Genomic DNA, 20,633 nt, shown 5'->3' on the forward strand with positions numbered 1-20,633 from the left:
AATAGCTCGCTAAGAAATCATTTTTTATCAATGTGTTATGAGGATCACTGACCGCGTTCGCAAGCGGTCAGTGAGCTGATCTCGATCTATACTCCTCGCTGAAACGGCGGGTTGGCGCCAAATGCCTGCTTGATGTGGCAGGTCCGCAATACTATTCACTCGACCGGCTCGGTACCGCGGACGCTGGTGTTGCTGAGCGGGAATTGCCAGATATGCTAACGTAGCGTCGCCCGAAACCGGCCGTGCCTCCGGTGTTCCGGCGACACACAATCCCGTTCCTGTAAGTTCAGGCATAACATCGGCAGGTCGACTTAGTGAAAAAATTCAAGAAAATTCTTGTTGCGAATCGCAGCGAGATAGCGATCCGAATCATGCGCGCGGCGCGTGAACTCAATATTCCCAGCGTAGCGGTCTACTCGACAGAGGACCGCCTGACACTGCATCGATTCAAGTCTGAAGAGGCTTATTGCATAGGCGTTGGTAAGTCTCCGCTCGAAGCCTATCTGGACATCGACGAAATCCTTCGGGTTGCGTTGCAGACCGGTTGTGATGCGATTCACCCGGGTTACGGCTTTTTGTCAGAGAACCCGGATTTTGCCGAACGCTGCGCAGAGCAGGGTATAACGTTCATCGGTCCACTGCCTGATGTCATGCGGCGTCTCGGGAACAAGGTCGAGGCGCGTGCGTTGGCGGTTGCAGCCGATGTGCCGGTCATGCCGGCAAGCGAGCCTTTACCGGCAGACCCCGCCGCGGCATTGGAAGTGGTCAACGCTATTGGCTTCCCCGTCATGTTGAAAGCCAGTTGGGGTGGCGGTGGCCGTGGCATGCGGGTGTTGGAAAACGCAGCGGAGTTGCGGGATCAGCTCGAGATGGCGAAGCGCGAAGCGAAGTCGGCCTTCGGCAACGACGAAGTGTATGTCGAGAAGCTGGTACGCAATGCCCGGCATGTGGAAGTTCAGGTCATTGGCGATCAGCACGGCAACGTCGTTCACTTGTTCGAGCGCGATTGTTCCGTGCAGCGACGGCATCAGAAAGTGGTCGAACGCGCGCCAGCGCCGTACCTGAACGAGGATCAGCGCGATGAGATCTGTGCCGCTGCATTGCGGTTGGCGCGCTCGGTGAATTATTCCAATGCAGGTACTGTCGAGTTCTTACAGGATGTGGATACCGGGCGCTTTCACTTCATCGAGGTGAATCCGCGGGTACAGGTTGAACACACAGTAACCGAACAGATCACAGGGCTGGATATCGTCAAGTCACAAATACGCATTGCGGCGGGCGCGCGAATTGGCAATGTGACGGAATCCGGCATCCCGGCGCAGGCTGAGATTTCCCGAGTGGGGTCTGCCGTGCAATGCCGTGTGACCACCGAGGACCCGCACAACAACTTCATCCCGGACTATGGCCACATCATCGCGTACCGCAGTCCTGCCGGACCTGGAATCCGCCTCGACGCAGGTACCGCGTACTCCGGCGCTGATATCACACGCCACTACGACAGTTTGCTCGTTAAGGTAACGGCATCAGGTTATTCGGACGATGAAGCAATTGCGCGTATGAGTCGCGCGCTCAGTGAGTTCAAGGTACGGGGCGTTGAAACCAATCTCACGTTTCTGCTTGGACTGATATCGCACCCACAATTTGTTGGCGGTGATTACAACACTCGTTTCATAGACGACACACCGGAATTGCTGCAACTGCCACGACGCAAGAGCAACGGAAGTTTACTTACCGAGTTCATTGCCGATGTCATCGTGAATGGCAATACGCAGGTTCAAGGTCGTCCTGAACCGCGAGTACGGCGCACGCCGGTTCCGCCGGAAATCGCTCGCGGCGATAGACCGGACGGCTTGCGGCAGATGCTGCAGAAGAGCGGGGCAGGTGCAGTAGCCAGCTGGCTCAAAGCGCAGCCCGTACCCCAGATCACCGATACAACCTTTCGGGACGCACACCAGTCATTACTTGCGACCCGCTTTCGTTCCGCAGACATGTTGCGAATTGCGCCGCACTACTCACAGTGGCTGCCCAACCTGTTTTCGGTAGAAAGCTGGGGTGGCGCGACGTTTGATGTATCGATGCGTTTTCTGAATGAAGACCCCTGGCAACGCCTGTCTGATCTGTCGGAGGCTATGCCGAACCTGATGCAGCAGATGTTGCTGCGCTCCTCGAACGGTGTCGGCTACCGGAATTACCCGGACAATGTTGTGCGCTATTTCATTGCGCAATCGGCTGAAGCTGGCGTGGATGTATTTCGTATTTTCGACTGCCTGAACTGGGTCGAGAATATGCGTTTGGCAATTGATGCTGTCGCCGAAAGTGGCAAGCTGGCTGAAGCTGCAATTTGCTACACCGGCGACATACTTGATCCGGCGCGCTCAAAATACGATTTGAAATACTACGTGACGATGGCCAAGCAATTGGAAGCGGCCGGTGCTCACATCCTCGGTATCAAGGATATGGCAGGGTTGCTCAAGCCCGCAGCGGCCCGCCTGCTGGTGCGAACTCTGAAGGAAGAAGTGTCACTGCCAATTCATTTTCACACGCATGACACGAGCGGTGCCGCAGCGGCTAGTATTCTCGCCGCGGTGGAGGCCGGTGTGGATGCCTTCGATGCCGCCATGGACTCTATGAGCGGCTTGACGTCGCAACCGAATCTAGGTTCGCTGGTTGCAACCCTGCAGAACTCAGAGAAAGACAGCGGATTGGATCTGAAGGCAATCCGTCGTATCAGTGATTACTGGGAAGAAGTTCGGGGCCAGTATGCGGCGTTCGAACCCGATGTGCGTTCCGGTGCGTCTGAAGTCTACTTGCACGAAATGCCCGGCGGCCAGTTCACCAATCTGAAAGAACAGGCGGAGTCACTGGGTATAGGTCGGCGCTGGCACGAAGTGGCTCGTGCGTACGCCGACGTAAATCTCGCGTTCGGCGACATTGTCAAAGTGACTCCATCGTCGAAAGTGGTGGGTGACATGGCATTGATGATGATCACCTCGGGTATCACCATTGACGACGTCGTAAACCCCAATACGGAAATCGCGTTTCCGGAGTCCGTGGTGTCCTTCTTCGCGGGCGACCTGGGACAGCCGCCGGGCGGCTTTCCTCCGTCCCTGCAAAAGAAAGTATTGCGAGACAGACAGCCAATTACAGTTCGTCCTGGCAGCCAACTGAAGAACGTTGATCTGGATGCGGAGCACGCGGTACTAAACAAGGCAGGTCGTACTGCGGTCAGCAAATACGATCTCGCATCGCATTTAATGTACCCCAAGGTTTTTGACGAATTCCGAAGCCACCGCGATACTTTTGGCGATGTCAGTGTCTTGCCCACTCACGTTTACTACTATGGGATGGAGCCTCGTGAGGAGTTAACGGTCACAATGGAGGGCGGCCGTCAGGTTGTCATACACTACTTGACGTCGACCGAACCGAATGAGCAAGGCTATCGGCGCTTGTTTTTTGAAATCAATGGTCAGCCAAGTTCGGTTCGTGTTCTGGATCGCAAACTGGCCAGACCCGAACTTACTCTGGAGAAAGCGGACCGTAACAACTCCGCGCACGTTGCGGCACCAATGCCCGGCTTGATAACAACCATTGCCGTGGAAGAAGGGCAGAAAGTCAAACGAGGCGATGCCTTGTTAACCATGGAAGCCATGAAGATGGAAACGGCGGTATCGGCGGATCGCGATGGAACGGTCAAGCGCATTGTTGTCGCTGTCGGAACCCAGGTGGACGCCAAAGACTTGTTGGTCGAACTCGAATAGCACGCGTTCAACCGCTGGTAGCTGGTACAGCACGGAAGCAATAGAAGAAAAAGTCATGAGAAAGTATGTTGGCCTGGTTTGTTTGCTATTGGTTTCCGCATTCGCGGAGGCATCGGCGATTTCTATTGAGAATGCGTGGGCAAGAGCAACGCCACCTGGGGCTCGGAACGGTGCCGCCTATTTCGCTCTCAGGAATGACGGGCCAGCGGATCGCCTCATTGGCGTCAAAAGTCCGACCGCCGAAAAATCGGAAATTCACACGCACGTGGCCGAGGGCGGCATGATGCGTATGCAGCACGTTCCGGTACTGGATGTCGCTGCTGGAAGTGAAGTCGAGTTTGGGCCGGGAGGACTGCATGTCATGCTGATGGGGCTCCATGCGCCGCTACGTGCCGGAGAAAAGCTGGAACTGACCCTGGTTTTTGAGCAGGCAGGAGAGATGGAGATAACGATCGGTGTTATCGATGCTCGCAAGGACATACCGTAATGCGCCGATTGTCGCTGGTCGTTGTCGGTGCTGTCGCATTGGCAGCGGGTTTGTACTTTCAAATTCAGCGCACGGCACCGCTGGGACGCCCCGAGATTGGCGGGTATGTGCTCGATACGCCGCGTGGTTTGCCAGAATTGTCGCTAGTCGATGCCAACGGCAATGCGGTTAGCGAGAAAGATTTTCTCGGTGACTGGTCGTTCGTGTACTTTGGATACACGTACTGTCCCGATGTATGTCCGCTGTCGTTGGTCGAACTGGCGAGGGTCAAACGAGCTTTCGCGGAAACCTTGCCTTCGATCTCGGATCGCTACTATTTGGTGTCTGTCGACCCACATAGAGATACGCCGGAGCGGCTGCACGAATACGTGACTTATTTTGATCCGGAGTTTCGCGGTCTTAGTGGGGACGGTGACGATCTGGCGAAGTTCGCATTGGCCGCTGCGGTTGTGTACGAGGTCCCGGAATCACCTGCCGATCAAAATTATCTCGTCGGCCATACCTCCAGCGTGACGGTAATTGACCCGCAAGGCCGCGTGTACGCGATCTTCACTCAACCTCACACCGCGGCGCAAATAACGGCAGACTTCCCACACATCCTTGAGTACTACAACCAGCAGCAATGAGAGAGTGGACTGCAGGGATAAACCGCGGCAGTAGTCTTCACGACGTTTCGGCGATTAACGGTGAGCTTCTGTCCGGCGACCGATGGTCGCCCATGAACTGAGGACAGGCGAATTCATAGCGCCTTCGGCTGAACGCCGCGTCGAAGCCACTAGCGTGAAGTCCTGACTACATTATTCCAACAGTTCCGTTAGACTTTGCCGCTGTCGTTCAGGCAAAGCCGTATCAAGTGTCAAACGGCATTGAGCAATCTGAGCGCAGATTTTATGTGAATACGGCCAGGTTCAGGTGGCTCTATGTATTATTTCGCTAAATATCCATCGCCTGCAGTTCTTGAATTATTCGGCGACTGCAGAAGCATGCTAATAGTAATCAAGGATGCAGAACTTGATTGAAAAAACCCGAGAGTACCTGCCCGGTATCATGTTGAGCGCACTAATTGCGCTTGCTTCAGCGTATCTTTCGGAACATTACGGCGGCCCCTCCATGTTGTTTGCCCTGTTGTTGGGCATTGCGTTCAATTTCCTGGCTGACAACAGTAAGACCGGGCCTGGGCTGCAGTTTAGTTCCAAACGAATCTTGCGTGTCGGTGTGGCGTTGCTGGGCGCACGGATCACGTGGACAGAGGTTCAGAACCTCGGTGGAGAGACGGTCCTGCTGGTGATATCCGGCGTGCTTGTCACTCTGGTCGTTGGTACGGGCATAGCCCGGCTCCTCAAGTTGCCGCGCAGCTTCGGAATTCTCACGGCAGGTGCGGTAGCGATTTGTGGGGCGTCTGCCGCGCTGGCAATTTCGTCGGTACTGCCGAACGATACTCGCTCGGAGCGGTGGACGATTGTTACAGTAGTCGGCGTCACTACGCTCAGTACCATCGCGATGATGATCTACCCACTAATCTCCGCGTTTCTGCAGTTCGACGACACGTCGGCCGGAGTATTCATCGGAGCAACGATTCATGATGTTGCACAGGTTATTGGTGCTGGCTACACAATATCCACGGAAGCCGGCGACACGGCTGCCATAGTTAAGCTGCTGCGTGTGTCGTGTCTGCTTCCTGTGGTCGTCGCAATAGGTTTCCTGCAACGAGGTTCGAAATCTGCAGACTCGCCCAAAGTGCCGCTGTTGCCATTGTTCCTTGTTGCCTTTGTCGTGCTCGTTGCGGTGAACAGTTTCGGCCTCATCGGACCGGATCTGGCTGCTCTTTTGGGTGAGGCCTCAAGGTGGTGTCTGCTTTGTGCTGTCGCCGCGTTGGGCGTCCGAACGTCACTGGGCGAACTCGCCGTAGTCGGGCCGGGACCGTTGCTGGCAATGGTGGGACAAACGTTGCTGCTGGCCCTGTTCGCAATTTGTGGTTTGCTGTACCTGGGCTAAGGTAGCCGGATGGCATGCGCCGTTCAACTGTCTGAATGCTGGCGGTGAGGCCGAACAGGTGGTTAAGGCCAGCCTGTTCGACGTCCTCCGATAGGCATTGAGCCGTTGCTGCGTAGCGTTATCGACCTTCGCGAATCTTAATGCCTTCGATAGCGGCAACCGTCATCCGATTCACGGCATTAAGCGTAATGTCGTCCGGGTCATTGGCGGGGATTGACGCGAAGCCAATTGCAGCGGCTTTGGGGTACTTCGCAAAGATTTCTTTGAACATTGCTGCCAGTTCATAACTGGTGGGGCCGTTCTCCGTCGGATAGTTATGAAACGGCACTTCTTTGGCGTCGAGAATGTCGAGATCAATGTGAATATAGATCTTGTCGGATACGGCGCTCAGCGCATCCATCTGATCGTAAACATTCTGAGTAATTCCGCGAATATCATCCACTGTGATGTTCTCGATGCGGTTTACATCAAGCAGATGTTGCTCGCCCGGATCTACGTCGCGTAGGCCAGCTGTGACTATATGATTGGCAGGGAGGGGCGGTTCCACTTTCGAGTCGCGGCGCACCTGGTGCAGCCCAAGGCCGTTTGCAATGGCCAGCGGCATTCCACCCATGGAGCCGGAGCGGGTGGTTTCCGGTGTGTTGTAGTCTGCATGCGCATCAAGCCACATGATGCTAACGGAAGAAGTGTCGGTCGATGTCAGCGACTGCTGCAAACCACCAAGTACGCCGAGTGCCGACGGGCAGCTTGCCAGATAAGCAACGGTGAAATATCCATCGGCTTCATTCTGCATGATGTTATCGGCAAGACGGCCATTGGCGTAACCCATCTTTCGCCAGTTTCCGTATTCGGTTTTCTCACGGTCGGAGAGCTCGGCGTTCGACACTCGAACCGTTGCATTCATTTCGCGAAGAATGTCCTGAATGCCGCCGTTGGCCATTACGTCAGGGCCGTCGAGGGCATTCTTGCCGCCACCGGATGACGGCCGCTGCGGCTGCTTGGCAATGGCAATACGCATTTTGCCGTCGGCATCAAAGTAGTTTCGTTCCGTAGTGTCGTCCTTCTTCACGAGTTGCGCAGATGCAAGCACCGGCAACAGTGAAAAAAGCATGGCGTATCCAAGTAGCTTAATTTTCAAGTTGATAATCCTTCGTGAGAATTAGTCGTTACTTTATTGTGAGCTCCAGCATTCTCTGCAATGCATGGGCTTTACCGGGTACTACGACGAGCCTGCCATTCTGTAGTTGTCAGTTGGTACTTTACCGGCAAGGTTTCACCAATGAAACTGCAGGTGCGGTCTGCGGCTCGGATACATTGCTGGTGCAACGATTTCGTGCGGTCGGATACGGTGCGCCCAAGACCCGTTGGGGCGTCGCTTGGATTGCTGCGGTTTGTCTTTTTTCGGCTGGTCCAGTCTCTTGGCGCATTAAGTATCGATTGAGACTATGTGGCTTGTTGACTATTTTTCGCCATGACCAAGTTCAGTGAAAACGATGAGTTGTAACGGTTAGGGCGGGTTCAGTTGCACACGGGTGTTCTGCGTCGGGTGTAATGTGTGCACTGGCTTCTTGCAATGAGCTGCGAAACTGACCGTTCAGGCGTACCATCGGGGTCCTTGCCTTGGGAGGGTCCGTTATGAACTTCTGTAAGTACATTGTCGTAGCTAGTGCTGTCATGGTGTTTGGCTGCGATCAGGAACCTCAAGCAGAATCGGCAGTGGTTTCTCAGGAGACCGATCATGCGATGCACGGCAGTTCGAGCGACGGGCTTGGTAAAGTGCATTTCGAAACAAGCTGCAGCCCTGCAGTCAGGGAAGAGTTCGACCGTTCCGTAGCGCTGCTGCATTCCTTCTGGTTCTCTGCCGCGATTGAATCATTTCAGGCTGTTGCCGCCAGTGATCCCGAATGCGCGATGGCGCATTGGGGCATTGCGATGAGTTGGTGGGGGAATCCGTTTGGTGGGTTTCGCCCGGAGACCTCAATAACCAAAGGTGCGGCGGCGGTAGACGCGGCGACCGCAGCAAATGCGAAGTCGGCGAGAGAACGTGATTACATTGCGGCGGTTGGTCTGCTTTACAAAGATGCGAAGACGGTTGACCAGAGAACTCGTACTCTTGCCTACGAAAAAGCGATGAAAGAGATTGCCGACGAGTATTCTGATGACGCTGAAGCCAGAATCTTCTACGCGCTCTCACTCGACCAAACCAATCTTCCCGACGACAAGTCGTACAAGAACTTGCTCGCCGCAGCGGATATTCTGGAGAACGAATTCAAGGACCAACCCGACCACCCGGGAATCGCGCATTACATTATTCATAGCTACGACACCCCCGCGCTTGCACCGCGCGCCGTCGATGCCGCAAGGCGCTATGCCAGCATCGCTCCTGATGCGCCGCATGCATTGCACATGCCGTCGCATACGTTTACACGCATCGGCTCGTGGCAGGAATCTATAGATACCAACCTTGCCTCTGCCGCCGCTGCGCGGAAAGACAATGCGGCAACCGAAGAGCTGCATGCGCTGGATTACCAGGTGTATGCGTACTTGCAGACTGGGCAGGACGCCGCCGCAAGAAAGGTGTTAGAACAGTCTCCTTCCATTGCGGAGCGCATAGCGTCAGGTGCATCCGGAAACGTCGCGCCGTCACCGGCGGGCTATTTCGCGAACGCGGCGATTGCCGCTCGCTACGCGCTTGAACGAAATGCATGGGACGAAGCCGCTGTTCTACCGGTGCGGACGACGCGTTTCGAATGGGTTGATGCAATCACCCATTTCGCCCGCGCGCTCGGTGCAGCACGTAGTGGCGACATCATTGCTGCGAAAACAGAAGTTGAGACACTGGCAGCTACACAGAAAAAGCTTGAGGAAGTGGGAAATTCTTATTGGGCCGGCCAGGTAGCTATTCAGCAAAAGATCGGGCGCGCGTGGATCGCGAACGCGGAGGGTCGCAGGGGCGACGGCCTGAGGCTGTTGCGTGAGGCAGTGCAGATGGAGGACGCTACTGAAAAAAGTGCGATCTCACCTGGCCCGTTGAAGCCGGCGCGCGAGTTACTTGGCGAGATGCTTCTCGAACAAGAGCAAAGCGCTGAAGCGTTGGCGGAGTTCGAGCAAGTATTGATCAAGGAACCCAATCGTTTCCGGGCTTTGTACGGTGCGGCGACCGCCGCGGAGCGTAGCGGGGACCCTGCGAAGGCGAAGCAGTATTTTGTGCAGTTGCTAGAGGTTTGTGAAAGGGCGGACGTTGGAACGAGAGCTGAGCTGACAGAAGCGCGGCAAGTTGTTGGTACATAAAAATTACGGACGAGTACGACAATGGCCGTGGCCGACTGGCCAGTTGTAAAATTTGATGTCTAAGACAAGAATTGGTCGGGGTGAGAGGATTCGAACCTCCGGCCCCTGCCTCCCGAAGGCAGTGCTCTACCAGGCTGAGCTACACCCCGATGGTGGGTTCAGGTACGCCGGCGGACGGAAAAGTCTGCGATAGCGATGAGAGCCTCTTTCCAGTCCGATGCGGGAATATCGGACAAAGCGGCAATGGCCAGATCAGCGGCCTCCTGAGCGCGCGCGGAAGTGTACTTTAGCGCCCCGGTCGATTCAATAACTGCCTGTATATCGGCGAGACGTTCGATACCGCCTTCTTCAATGGCCGTGCGAATCATGTCGCTCTCGGCTTTGCTGCCTTTTTGCATGGCATAAATCAGCGGCAAGGTCGCTTTACCTTCTGCCAGATCGTCACCCAGGTTCTTGCCAAGCTCTTCCGGCGTTGAGTCATAATCCAGCGCGTCGTCGATGAGCTGAAACGCTGTCCCAAGATTCTGCCCGTAGGCAATCATGGCTTTCTCATCGGCAGGGTCACGATCGGCGAGCAATGCGGCGATCTGCGAGCCGGCTTCGAACAGGCGCGCCGTTTTTCTGTAGATGACCTGCCGGTAGTCATCCTCGGTAACGTCCGCCTCGTGAACGTTCATCAGCTGCATCACTTCGCCGGCCGCGATGGTGTTCGTGGCATCCGCCAGAATTTGCATGACGCGCATCTGGCCGACATCGACCATCATCTGGAAGGCCCGCGAATACAGGAAGTCACCCACGAGCACGCTGGCCTGGTTGCCAAATACCGTGTTCGCCGTGTCCCGGCCACGGCGCCGCGCAGACGAATCGACGACGTCGTCATGGAGCAGCGTAGCTGTGTGAATAAACTCAATGATGGCGGCGGCGTGGATATGCCGGTCGCCGGTATAACCGAGGGCTCGCGCTGCCAGCAGCACGATGAGCGGGCGCAAACGCTTGCCACCACTGGTAACTATATATTCAGAAACCTGCGAAACCAGCGCAACGTCGCTTTCGAGGCTAATGCGGATGAGCCCGTTGACGGCGTCCATATCGGCTTTCGCCAGGGCGTTAACGTCCTGAAGGCTCATAGAAATGGCTGAATTTTCGGCGGCTTGCATCATTTTGCGATAATGCCTGAAATGCGCCGAAGGTGCGACCCGGCAAGGCAAAATCCGCTTGATTTCATGGCCTTGCAAGCTATTGAATTAAAGCTAGATTTTCTTTGGCCTGACGTTGACCCGCAGGCGTCAAATCTATAGAATTCCCGCTCTTTTGTAGCGGCAGGCCATTTTCTGGCAGCTTTGTACTGGCCGCTGACTCAGGATTACATGAATTGAAGCGGATCGCCTTTCGGGTGGACTGCAGACTGGAGTAGGTAACGATGTACGCGGTTTTTCGCACAGGCGGCAAGCAATACCGGGCAACGGCAGGCGATCGCCTGCGGGTCGAAAGGCTCGATGCAGAAGAAGGGTCAGACATCACGTTTGACGAAGTGTTGCTGGTTGGCGAGGGTGCAAACATTAAAGTTGGCACGCCATTGCTGGACGGTGAAAGTGTCAGCGCGAAAGTGCTGCAGCAGGGCAAGAGCCGCAAAGTAAACGTGGTTAAGTTCAGACGCCGCCAGAACTACCTGCGACAGGGCACTCATCGCCAGTTTTTCACCGAAGTCGAAATTACGGCGATTGGTGGCAAAGCGGCGAAGCCGAAAGCAGCCGCTGAGAAGCCTGCTGCTGACAAGCCGGCCGCTAAAAAGCCAGCGGCCAAGAAAGCCGCTGTCAAAAAGCCGGCGGCGAAAAAAGCCGACGCTGACAAGCCGGCCGCCAAAAAGACAGCCAAGAAAAAAGCAGCCAAGAAAAAAGTTGCCAAGAAGACCAGCAGCTAAGGTCTTATTACCCTTTAATTATCCGAAGCTTGGCGAAAGTCGGGCGCAGTGAGACAGGAGCAGTACAATGGCTCATAAGAAAGCAGGCGGCAGTACCAGAAACGGTCGCGATTCAGAATCCAAACGCCTGGGCGTCAAGATGTTTGGTGGCCAACAGGTTATTCCCGGTAATATTCTTGTTCGTCAGCGTGGCACGCGTTTTCACGCTGGCCTGAACGTTGGCATCGGCCGGGACCATACCTTGTTTGCCAAGGCTGAAGGTCAGGTCAAGTTCGAGAAGAAAGGCCCGCACAGCCGTCAGTTCGTGAGCGTCGTTTCCAGCTAGTCTGAACACGCGCCCGGCTGTATAAAGACCCCGCGGCTTGCGGGGTTTTTTGTATCTGGGCTGCCGATTGCGGCCAAGATTACTGGTCCGATGGGGTGTAGCAGGCAAATCAGGACAGCAGCATGAAATTCGTTGATGAAACCACCATTCGCGTCATTGCCGGCAACGGTGGCCACGGCTGCCTGTCATTCAGGCGAGAAAAATACGTCGAACGCGGCGGTCCCGATGGCGGTGATGGCGGGCACGGTGGCGACGTATGGTTGTTGGCTGACAACAGCACCAATACACTCGCTGATTTCCGCGTCGCCCGTAAATTCCGCGCCGAGAACGGCCAACCCGGGGCAGGTCGTAACAAGACCGGGCGATCCGGCGAGGATCTCGAAGTGCGGGTGCCGTGTGGCACGATCGTCTACGACGTTGATACCGGTGAGTTGATCGGCGACCTGACCCGGCCGGGTCAGCGGCTTAAAGTGGCAAACGCTGGCCGTGGTGGACTGGGTAATACGCGCTTCAAGAGCAGCGTCAACCGGGCGCCGCGCAAGATTACGAACGGGTCGCCAGGCGAATCCAGGCACTTGCAGCTCGAACTCAAACTATTGGCCGATGTCGGTCTCGTTGGTATGCCCAATGCCGGCAAATCAACGCTTATTTCCGCGATGTCGTCAGCGCGGCCGAAGGTTGCCGACTACCCCTTCACAACCCTGCACCCGAATCTCGGTGTGGTTTCGGTTGGCAGGCTGCAAAGCTTCGTCATGGCCGACGTGCCGGGCCTGATCGAGGGTGCGGCCGAAGGGGCAGGGCTTGGGATTCAATTCCTGAAGCACCTGCAGCGTACCCGCTTGCTGTTGCACCTCGTTGATATCTCACCGCCGGACCCGGACGACAACCCGGCCAACAGTTTTGCAGCCATTGAACGCGAATTGGCGAAATTTGCCGACGATCTGACGGATAAGCCACGTTGGCTGATCATCAACAAGGTTGATCTGCTCGCCGACGATCAATTGCCTGCGGTTCGTGAGGCGTTCCTGCAGGACAGCGGCTGGACTGGCCCGGTTTTCGAGGTTAGTGCTGCGAGTGGTAAAGGTACCGAAGCGTTGGCACAAGCGATCATGCGGCATCTGGAAGAGATCGCGGCCGCAGAAGCGGAAGCCGCGGCCGAAGCGACCGCTGCGCAGGACTGAACACCGGCCAGTTGACTTGCAGGCATAAAAAAAAGGGCCATGTGGCCCTTTTTTTACGCGCTGTACAGCGAGGTGAGTGACCTAGCTGGCAAGCGCCTTGATCTGCTTGTTCAGACGGCTCTTATGACGCGCCGCTTTGTTCTTCGTCACGATGCCTTTGTTAATCATGCTGTCGATGACGGGAACGGCTGCTTTGAAAGCGGCGTCGGCGGCGGCTTTATCGCCTTGCTCGACGGCTTTCAGAACGTTCTTGATCTGGGTGCGCATTTTTGAACGCATGCCCATGTTGTGCAGGCGAGACTTCTCTGCCTGGCGGGCACGTTTTTGCGCTGACTTGATATTTGCCACTGACTAATTCCGTTTGGTTGGGAGCCGTACCCCAGGCAGCAGTGCTGTCGGGGCCCAAAGAGCCGCGTATTATTCGCGGCTCGGTGGCGAAAGTCAATGCCCGTCCTGCCTGCGACCGTCGAGCTGCTGTCATGGCCTAAATGCCTGATTTTCAGCTATTTCCGGGCTAAACTAGCGCCACTTTTCGCCCCGCGCAGACCCTGAATGACGCAACAGAAGTCCAACGACGACGATCGCGGCGCCACGACCGGCCCAATTCCGTCCGGCCAGAGCGCGCGCGGACTGTTGCGCTCCACCTCCGTGGTCAGCGGAATGACCCTGCTATCCAGAGTCTTGGGTCTCGTCCGGGACGTAGTGTTCGCCCGCTATTTCGGCGCCACGATCATCATGGATGCATTCATCGTCGCGAACCGCATTCCCAACATGCTGCGCCGGTTTTTTGCCGAAGGTGCATTTTCACAGGGTTTCGTACCGGTGATGGCACGTTACAAGGAACAACATGAGCACGAAGAGGCGCGCGAACTGATCGATGCGGTCGCAGGCACGCTGGGCTTGATTCTGTTTGCCATAACGTTGCTGGGGGTGATCGCTGCCCCGTTGCTGGTGCTGATCGTAGCGCCCGGTTTTGTGGGTGAGAACGGCCGCTTCGATCTTGCCACCGCCATGCTGCGGTTTACCTTCCCGTACCTGTTATTCGTTTCGTTAACGGCTTTCGCTGGCGGTATTCTGAACACTTACGGCCGATTTGCCGCCTCCGCATTTACGCCGGTGATCCTGAACGTTGTACTGATTGCGTGCGCGCTTTGGCTTGCACCGCTGCTCGCGGAACCCGGTATGGCCCTAGCTTACGGTGTATTCCTGGCCGGTATCGCGCAGTTGCTGTTCCAGATTCCGTTTCTGGCGAAGCTGCATGCGGTCCCGCGGCCGCGCTGGTTACCAACGCATCAGGGTGTCCGGCGCATCGGCAAACTCATGTTGCCCGCAATATTCGGCTCTTCAATCGCTCAAGTGAACGTCTTGCTGGGCGGTGTTATCGCATCGTTGCTCGGCGTCGGCAAGATCAGCTTGCTGTACTACTCGGACCGCCTGATGGAGTTTCCACTCGGTTTGTTCGGCATAGCCTTGGCGACTGTGACATTGCCGCATCTGTCGCGGCAGCACGCCAGCAAGTCCATTCGCGAATTCGGTGAAACTATTGATTGGTCAATGAAACTGGTCTGTCTGATTGCGGTTCCGGCGGCGATTGGCCTGATCATGCTTGCCGAACCACTGGTTGCTACTATCTTTTTTGGCGGTGAATTTTCGTCCCACGATGTAGAAATGACCGCTATAAGCCTGCAGGCCTTCTCGGTCGGACTCATCGGTTTCTCATTGGTGAAAATACTCGCGCCGGCCTATTTCGCCCGAGAAGATACGACGACGCCGGTTCGGGTGGGACTAATCGCCTTGCTGGTCAATTTTATCCTTAGCGTCGGCCTGGCATGGTGGCTGACCTCGATAGATTACGTGGCGACCCACGCCGGCCTTGCGCTTGCGACCTCTGTTGCAGCGTTGCTGAACGCGTACTTGTTGTACCGGGGACTGCGCGGTGACGGGGTGCTGGTTCATGCGCGCGGTTGGTTGCCATTGCTGCTGCGCTTTGCACTGGCAAATGTGGCAATGGCTCTATTGCTGTACTCGCTGGCACGACCGCTCGAGTGGTGGTTATCCGCGGATCTGGCATCGCGTAGCGGTTGGCTTGCCACGACTATCGTGGCAGCTGCCGCCGTCTATTTCCTGCTATTGCTGGCGGCCGGTCTGCGACCGATGCATTTGCGACTGGGTCGATGATGGTTGTTGGGGATCGATGGGTTAGGCGCTGTCCGCAGCGGCGCATTACAATGACCGCCAACTGATCCGCACACCAGCGACGGAACTAAACTCTCGTATGTACTTGGTAAGTAATCCAACAAGCGAACTCTTCCAGCGGGTTTCCTCTGGCAGCGTCGTCACAATTGGGGCCTACGACGGCCTGCATCTGGGGCATCAGAGGTTGTTGTCGCGGGTCGTCGCCGAGGCACGGGAGCGTGAGCTGCCAGCCGTGGTCATGAGTTTCGAACCAACCCCCAAGGAATATTTCGCAGGCGACCATCCGCCAGCCAGGTTGATGCGATTTCGTGAGAAATTTGAAGCTCTGGCGGAGTCGGGGATCGACATCTTCTATTGCCCGCGGTTTAACCAGGCGATGTCGGCTATAACGGCCGATACCTTTGTCAGGCAATTGCTGATTCACGCCCTGAACGTCCGGCACCTCGTGATTGGCGATGATTTTCGGTTTGCTGTACGGCGTGAAGGCAATATTGAAGTCCTGAAACGCGCGGGTCAGGCGCTGGAGTTTGGTGTGGAACAGATTGCCAGTATCACGGTTGGTGATGAGCGGGTCAGTAGTACTGCAATTCGTGAGGCACTAACCGCGGGAGATATGCGAAAGGCAGAGCGCCTTCTCGGGCGAAATTACCGCATGTCCGGTAAGGTTGTGCGGGGCGAGAGTATGGGGCGGAAGCTCGGCTATCCGACGGCTAACGTCAATCTGAAACGGCGTCTGAGTCCGGTTTTCGGCATATTCGCCGTTCGCGTTTCCGGATTGGGCGAGCGAGTGCTCGATGGCGTTGCCAGCGTTGGCACGCGGCCAACGTTTCATGGCAAAAAGCCGCTGCTCGAAGTCCATATCTTTGATTTTGACGAGAATATTTATGGTCGACGCATCCATGTCGACTTCGTCGCACGCCTGAGAAACGAGGAGAAATTCGACGATGTACAGGACCTGGTTGAACAGATGCACCGCGACAGTGCTGCAGCTCGTGAGATACTTGCCGCATGAATGAACAGCAATCAGTTGATGTCGAGCAAGGTAAGCCGGCCAAGACAACACACCGCAAGTTTATCGTTTGGATGATACTCGCCGTGGTCGTGGTGATACTTGATCAGGTGAGCAAGTGGATGATTCTTGAACACGTGCCGCTGTACAGCAAGTCGGCACTCTTGTCGTTTCTCAACATTACGCACCAACAAAATCCAGGCGCGGCATTCAGTTTTCTGGCCGATGCAGGAGGCTGGCAGCGCTGGTTCTTTACGGTGCTGGCAGCGGCAGTCAGTGCGTTTATCGCGGTTTGGTTGTGGCGATTGCGTAATGAGCGGCAAACCGTGCTGGCATTGGGTCTGGCATTGGTGCTCGGCGGAGCGATAGGCAATCTGGTTGACAGGGTTCGGCTAGGCTACGTGGTCGATTTTATTCAGGTAATGATTGCGGGTTGGCCTTTTCCGTCTTTCAACGTGGCTGATTCGGCAATCACTGTTGGTGCTGTCCTGCTGATCGTTGATGCATTTTTCTTTTCCGGACGCCAAGAGCGGGCGACGGACGAATCAGACCCGGCAGAATAAAAAAAGCCGGTGGAAATGATCCACCGGCTTCGGTTCTGAGCTTTCTTTCAACGGCGTGTTGCTTAACGTGTTCGAGTCCAGCAGTCCGGGTTTGGCAGTGAGGTCTTGGCGCCACGCCCGTCAATGGTGAATGAACTACAGATGCCGGCTTCGTCGTCCGCGTTCAGATAGGTAGCGGTCGCGGTAAAGTTATTGGCGTCGGCGTTCGGGATGCAAACCGTATAGGAACCAGAGCTTGTCGTATGACAACCGCCGGCCGGGAAACCAAGGTTGGCCAGATTGTTGGTGTACGTGTTGTTCTGCAGGTAGAAACGTTCCTGGTTGGTTGCGATTTGCAGCAACGCCGCTCGCGCTTCCGTGCGCTTTGCGCGTGCAGCGTATTGCCGATAGTTGGGGTACGCGATGGCCGTCAGGATGCCCAAGACGACCACCACTATCATCAATTCCATCAGCGTTACGCCGCGAACAAACTTATGCATAGTCTTCACTCTGTATACCTCGCGTCTGGACGCTAGTTAATACCGTCTTGCGTCCATAGTGTGCGTACAGGATTGTTCGCGAAGCCTGGATCGAAACACTCCACACCAACACAGCCAATAGGCGGCGGTGAACATTCCTGACCACTACAGTTCGGGTCTTCCGGGCTGGGGAACAGGAACATCGGTTTCGGCGCGATGCCGCCCTGTTCGAGTTCTGTAACCCGTTCTTCGTCAATGGCATCCGGGTCGTTCGGGTCCAGTGTATCAAGGTCGACCACCGGGTCACCGTTTCGAACTGACACACGGTACAGACGGTTCACACTAAGGCCGGCCTGACAAGGATCAGCAGACGCTACCTGAGGCTCGAACGAGACGAAATAAACGGAATCATCAAAGGTCTGTGATTCCACCAGCACACGCTCGCCGGAGGGGAGTGTGTACTTCCAGCCGCGGTCGCTTGAGCTGAGAGTCACGTTCGACTGACCGCGGGTTTCGACAAAGTCATCGTCATAAGCTATCGGATAAAACGCATATTGCATTTGCGTCAGTGAATTGAACACGTCCGGGTCGCGGAACGAATAGAATCGGTCTTCAGCAGAGTTGTTGAGCGGGTGCGCCCGATAACCACTGCCGACGCTAACCGACAGATAACGCCGATTCTGTTGCTCGTCGAGGAACATGGAGACGTCTGGAGCTGCATAGAACCTGCGAGTGTCGGCAGCAGAGGGGAATAGCATGCCCTCGGCACCCATTCGTGCGACTACGCCGCCCGCCACCAGTGAACTTGGCGCATTGCCATTCGCAATATCGAATCGCCAGAGCTGGCCGCCAATATCAACCGAGTACATGCGGTCCGCAAAACCGTCACCGGAAATATCCAGAACACGTATACGACTGGGGATTGAGCGGGTCATGCGGCCCAGGGTCAGGTCTGCGCCAAGATCAATGCCGGCGCGCCACAACTCGGCTCCGGTGTGCAGGTCGAGCATGAAGATACCAGCACCCTCGTTGTCAGGAAGCAGCGGCATGGACGGTTGATCGTGCGTGGTGTCGTAACCGCCGCCAACGATCAGAACTGCTTTGTCCGAGTTGACGCCGGTCACATCGACTTTTGCGACGACCGGAGGCGACCAGGTCTGTCCCATTTGCGGACGTGATTGAATCCATTTGACGCGCGGGTTGTTTTTGTCAGTTACGTCGAGTGCGTAGTAATTGTTGCCGCCACGTCGCATGCCGAAAATGATGTACACGAAGTCGGATCCAACATCGACCACACCATTCTTGTTTCGATCCATGATGACGGGAACGATGTCGCCGTCAATGCCATAGTGTTTGTAGTTGACGGCATTGTCGAAATACAACTCGCCAAGATCGCCCAACAGTTCACTGGGAATGAACGACCACAGTTCGACGCCGGTATCAGCATCTATCGCGTGCAGATAGCCATCGTTCGTTGCGGTGAACACAACTACATCCATATTCGTGCCGGAACCGCCGTAAACAATAGATGCCGGTTGCGAATGCAGTGTATCGCCCATCGCATTGCGAACCAATGTGGCTGGGTTGCTGTCTTCATCGCGCACGTCAACACCGCGAGCCCATTGAATGATGTCGTTAACGCTTGGGTCACCCGGCGAGCCATCAAGGCCAAAATCCTGCTGGGTGAAATTCGCTGCATTGCTCGGCGAAATCGCATTGCTCGGGTCGATCAGGTTGTTGCCGTTCTTGTTGGTAAACAGCCGACGTGTAGAGGGGTTCGGCAGTTTGCTGGACGCGCCACCCAGGCTGACATTGGGGCCGTCGGGCACAGCGCCGTCGGTCCAGTAGCTGTGCGATCCATCGGCGAAATAGCCCGTTGTCGGGTCAACCGCTGGTGCATCGTTCTTGTCGCGAATCTCACCTTCGTAAATTCTGTACTTCTTGAGGTTGCCGGGCCAATGGGTCTTGTTCTTGGCGCGGAACACCGAGATATACAGGTCGTTCAAATGCTGTGTGCGGTTGAACGCATTGACTGACACCGCTGGAGCTGTGAACGATATGTCGCGATCAAAGATATTGGTGACAATATCAGTCAGCGCTTCCGTCAAAGACCGGACGTCACTGGCGAGGTAGTACTCGCCGCCCGAATTTTCTGCGGTTTCTTTGAGGATGTCGAGATCGACCGTAAAGCCAATGGTGTAGGTGGTTACGTGCTGATCGCCCGGGAGACCGTAATTGATGTCTTCCTTAGACAGGTATTCTGCAATGTCATCCAGACAGGTGCCGTCGGAACGGCCGCCTGAGCAGGTGGTTCTACCCATCGCCGAAGGATACCCAGGCAAATCGTCAACGCGGTAGTAGGCGTCGACATCCTGTGTAGGCTCGCCGTCGGTTAGCAATACATTGAAGTTCTTGGCACAGGCGTAATTTGCCGGCTCATTGTAGCGGTAATTAATCAGTCCACCGTTAAGCAGCTGGATAGATGCTGCATCGGGGTCTGTGTTGGTGGATCCGTAGTACGGTTCCATGCCGCGCCAGTAACGTGCGGCTTCGAACATGGTTTCGCTGAGCGGTGTCCAGTCTGAGGCCGGTAACGCGTCCACTCGCGCATTGATCTGCGCGCGGTTTGTATCCAGATCTTTCACCGCGTGGATGACAGAGCCGCCCTGCGAAAAGTTAAAGCGCATGAGTCCGACGTTGGCATTCTGCATTGAATTCAGAACATTCTTGGTCACGGTTTTGACAATGTCTGTTCGGCTCATCTCAACAATCGGCGAGTTGTTGAACCAGTTCATGTAGTTGCCGCTGAACGCGGTAATTACACGCTCGGTAGGCGAGCTGCCCCATGACACTTCGCTGCCAGGATTGGCAGTGAACTCTTCCTGGTCCGAGCCATTGCGAGCGTAAGGTTTTGCGGGGTCGCCGCCGCCGTGAACACCTGAGTCCCGTTCGCATTCGAGCAGCTCGTCGCGGTTTCCGGTCGGCCGTTGCCATTTCCAGCTGCCACGTCGTTGCCGGTACATGGCCATCGTGTCGGTATAGCGGCCAGCCGTTGCCAGTGCGGCTGTGCCGGTCGCGCAAACGAAATTCGCCGCGCTGACCCAATTATCAGTTCCGCAGCTTGGAGGATTGTCACCCGTCGTCCAATAAACACGAGTAGGATCGCAAGCGCCCGGGTACAGATGGGTACTAAGGAATGGCTCCTGGGTACGTTCGATAGTCGTCATACTTCCCGAACTATCAAGAATAAACAGGATGTTGGGCTTGTCTGCGCCGCCGCTGTTCGGGTTCGACAGCAGTAGTTCGACATCGTCTGCATAGGCAGGTACGCCTGAAAGCAGAGTCAGCAAGAGTCCTGCACCGATCCACGCGGTGCGATTCCTGGACATATTCATGGGTCCGTTCCTCAGTAGTCAATCCGTGACCAAATCGCTCAATCAGTCACACAG

General features: G+C 55.8%; 16 protein-coding genes and 1 tRNA gene. 11 read left to right on the top strand and 6 right to left on the bottom strand.

Annotation, left to right across the window (positions count from 1 at the left end):
- Nucleotides 1-314: 314 nt before the first annotated feature.
- The 4 genes from AC0L8N_RS15630 (at nt 315) to AC0L8N_RS15645 (ending at nt 6,240) form a co-directional block, all read left to right on the top strand.
- The gene (locus tag AC0L8N_RS15630) at nt 315-3,758 is read left to right on the top strand and encodes a pyruvate carboxylase (protein ID WP_473668839.1); all 3,444 of its coding nucleotides are present in this window, start codon (nt 315-317) and stop codon (nt 3,756-3,758) included.
- 55 nt (nt 3,759-3,813) lie between these two features.
- Nucleotides 3,814-4,245, top strand: a complete 432-nt coding sequence (locus tag AC0L8N_RS15635) for a copper chaperone PCu(A)C (protein WP_473668841.1) — start codon at nt 3,814-3,816, stop codon at nt 4,243-4,245.
- Complete coding sequence (locus AC0L8N_RS15640) at nt 4,245-4,871, top strand: SCO family protein (RefSeq protein WP_473668843.1); 627 nt, start codon at nt 4,245-4,247, stop codon at nt 4,869-4,871. Before AC0L8N_RS15635 ends, AC0L8N_RS15640 begins: the two co-directional genes overlap by 1 nt.
- A 376-nt stretch (nt 4,872-5,247) precedes the next feature.
- Nucleotides 5,248-6,240 (top strand): YeiH family protein, encoded by a 993-nt coding sequence (locus tag AC0L8N_RS15645; protein WP_473668845.1) that lies wholly within the window; start codon nt 5,248-5,250, stop codon nt 6,238-6,240.
- 118 nt (nt 6,241-6,358) lie between these two features.
- Here the strand turns inward: AC0L8N_RS15645 and AC0L8N_RS15650 are convergent, their stop codons facing one another.
- A complete protein-coding gene (locus tag AC0L8N_RS15650; protein WP_473668847.1) occupies nt 6,359-7,378 on the bottom strand; it encodes an arginase family protein in 1,020 nt (339 codons plus the stop codon).
- A 497-nt stretch (nt 7,379-7,875) separates the two neighbouring features.
- On the opposite strand from AC0L8N_RS15650, the gene AC0L8N_RS15655 reads away from it, so the two are divergent.
- A complete protein-coding gene (locus tag AC0L8N_RS15655; RefSeq protein WP_473668849.1) occupies nt 7,876-9,531 on the top strand; it encodes a tetratricopeptide repeat protein in 1,656 nt (551 codons plus the stop codon).
- A 72-nt stretch (nt 9,532-9,603) separates the two neighbouring features.
- On the opposite strand, the gene AC0L8N_RS15660 is transcribed toward AC0L8N_RS15655, so the two are convergent.
- Nucleotides 9,604-9,680: transfer RNA gene (locus AC0L8N_RS15660), tRNA-Pro, on the bottom strand.
- A 9-nt stretch (nt 9,681-9,689) separates the two neighbouring features.
- On the bottom strand, nt 9,690-10,658 hold the full coding sequence (gene ispB, locus AC0L8N_RS15665; protein ID WP_473670191.1) for an octaprenyl diphosphate synthase: 969 nt from the start codon (nt 10,656-10,658) through the stop codon (nt 9,690-9,692).
- Between the two features lie 293 nt (nt 10,659-10,951).
- Between ispB and rplU the strand changes: the two genes are divergently transcribed.
- The 3 genes from rplU (at nt 10,952) to cgtA (ending at nt 12,958) form a co-directional block, all read left to right on the top strand.
- Entirely contained in the window at nt 10,952-11,452 is a 501-nt protein-coding gene (rplU, locus tag AC0L8N_RS15670; protein ID WP_473668851.1) for a 50S ribosomal protein L21, read from the top strand.
- A 67-nt stretch (nt 11,453-11,519) separates the two neighbouring features.
- Nucleotides 11,520-11,777 (top strand): 50S ribosomal protein L27, encoded by a 258-nt coding sequence (rpmA, locus tag AC0L8N_RS15675; protein ID WP_473668853.1) that lies wholly within the window; start codon nt 11,520-11,522, stop codon nt 11,775-11,777.
- Between the two features lie 122 nt (nt 11,778-11,899).
- On the top strand, nt 11,900-12,958 hold the full coding sequence (gene cgtA, locus AC0L8N_RS15680; protein WP_473668855.1) for an Obg family GTPase CgtA: 1,059 nt from the start codon (nt 11,900-11,902) through the stop codon (nt 12,956-12,958).
- Nucleotides 12,959-13,039: 81 nt separating this feature from the next.
- Here cgtA and rpsT read toward each other — a convergent pair whose 3' ends face one another.
- The gene (gene rpsT, locus AC0L8N_RS15685; protein ID WP_473668857.1) at nt 13,040-13,306 is read right to left on the bottom strand and encodes a 30S ribosomal protein S20; all 267 of its coding nucleotides are present in this window, start codon (nt 13,304-13,306) and stop codon (nt 13,040-13,042) included.
- Between the two features lie 204 nt (nt 13,307-13,510).
- Between rpsT and murJ the strand changes: the two genes are divergently transcribed.
- The 3 genes from murJ (at nt 13,511) to lspA (ending at nt 16,726) form a co-directional block, all read left to right on the top strand.
- On the top strand, nt 13,511-15,136 hold the full coding sequence (gene murJ, locus AC0L8N_RS15690) for a murein biosynthesis integral membrane protein MurJ (protein WP_473668859.1): 1,626 nt from the start codon (nt 13,511-13,513) through the stop codon (nt 15,134-15,136).
- Between the two features lie 97 nt (nt 15,137-15,233).
- Complete coding sequence (gene ribF / locus AC0L8N_RS15695) at nt 15,234-16,166, top strand: bifunctional riboflavin kinase/FAD synthetase (protein WP_473668861.1); 933 nt, start codon at nt 15,234-15,236, stop codon at nt 16,164-16,166.
- The gene (gene lspA, locus AC0L8N_RS15700) at nt 16,163-16,726 is read left to right on the top strand and encodes a signal peptidase II (RefSeq protein ID WP_473668863.1); all 564 of its coding nucleotides are present in this window, start codon (nt 16,163-16,165) and stop codon (nt 16,724-16,726) included. The genes ribF and lspA overlap by 4 nt, the downstream gene beginning before the upstream one ends.
- 62 nt (nt 16,727-16,788) lie before the next feature.
- Here the strand turns inward: lspA and AC0L8N_RS15705 are convergent, their stop codons facing one another.
- Nucleotides 16,789-17,205 (bottom strand): type IV pilin protein, encoded by a 417-nt coding sequence (locus AC0L8N_RS15705; RefSeq protein ID WP_473668865.1) that lies wholly within the window; start codon nt 17,203-17,205, stop codon nt 16,789-16,791.
- Between the two features lie 32 nt (nt 17,206-17,237).
- Entirely contained in the window at nt 17,238-20,579 is a 3,342-nt protein-coding gene (locus AC0L8N_RS15710) for a pilus assembly protein (RefSeq protein ID WP_473668867.1), read from the bottom strand.
- Nucleotides 20,580-20,633: the final 54 nt, after the last annotated feature.

This window comes from Woeseia sp. D3-10 (genome assembly GCF_055809415.1).